Annotated in this window: 1 protein-coding gene; it reads left to right on the top strand. The window is 62.4% G+C overall.

What is annotated here, in order from left to right; all coding sequences use genetic code 11:
* Positions 1-1,105: anthranilate synthase component I (locus EN750_RS35640; RefSeq protein ID WP_127399368.1), on the top strand; the 1,105-nt coding region annotated here is incomplete at both ends.

Consider the following 1,105-nt stretch of genomic DNA (forward strand, 5'->3'; position numbering starts at 1 on the left):
CTACAAGCTCGAGCGCAAGCCAGGCCAGCGCGACCTGGTGCTTTTCCTGCCCGACGAGATCCTGGTCGTCGACCATTATTCGGCCAAGGCCTGGACTGACCGCTACGACTATGCCGGTGAAGGTTTTTCGACCGAAGGGCTGCCGCGCGACGAAATCGCCGAGCCGTTCAAGAGCCCCGACCGCATCCCGCCGCGCGGCGACCATGAACCGGGCGAATACGCCAATCTGGTCCGCAAGGCGATGGATTCGTTCAAGCGCGGCGACCTGTTCGAGGTCGTGCCCGGCCAAATGTTCTACGAGCGCTGCGAAACGCAGCCATCCGAGATTTCGCGCAAGCTGAAGGCAATCAACCCCTCGCCCTATTCCTTCTTCATCAATCTGGGCGAAGGCGAATACCTGATCGGCGCCTCGCCCGAAATGTTCGTTCGCGTCAACGGCCGCCGCGTCGAGACCTGCCCGATCTCGGGCACCATCAAGCGCGGCGACGATGCCATTTCGGACTCCGAGCAGATCCTGAAACTGCTCAACTCCAAGAAGGACGAATCCGAGCTGACCATGTGCTCGGACGTCGACCGCAACGACAAGTCGCGGGTCTGCGAGCCGGGTTCGGTGCGCGTCATCGGCCGTCGGCAGATCGAAATGTATTCGCGCCTGATCCACACGGTCGACCACATCGAAGGCCGGCTGCGCGAAGGCATGGATGCCTTCGATGCCTTCCTGTCGCATGCCTGGGCGGTCACCGTCACCGGCGCGCCGAAACTGTGGGCCATGCGCTTCATCGAACAGAACGAGAAGAGCCCGCGCGCCTGGTATGGCGGTGCGATCGGCATGGTCAATTTCAACGGTGACATGAACACCGGCCTGACGCTCCGCACCATCCGTATCAAGGACGGCATTGCCGAAGTGCGGGCCGGCGCCACATTGCTGTTCGACAGCATTCCCGAGGAAGAAGAAGCCGAAACCGAACTGAAGGCATCCGCCATGCTCTCCGCCATCCGCGACGCCAAGACAGGCAATTCCGCCAGCACCGAGCGCACGACCGCGCGCGTCGGCGACGGCGTCAACATCCTGCTGGTCGACCACGAGGATAGTTTCGTCCACACG

This window comes from Mesorhizobium sp. M7A.F.Ca.ET.027.03.2.1 (assembly GCF_003999175.1).
GTDB lineage: Bacteria > Pseudomonadota > Alphaproteobacteria > Rhizobiales > Rhizobiaceae > Mesorhizobium.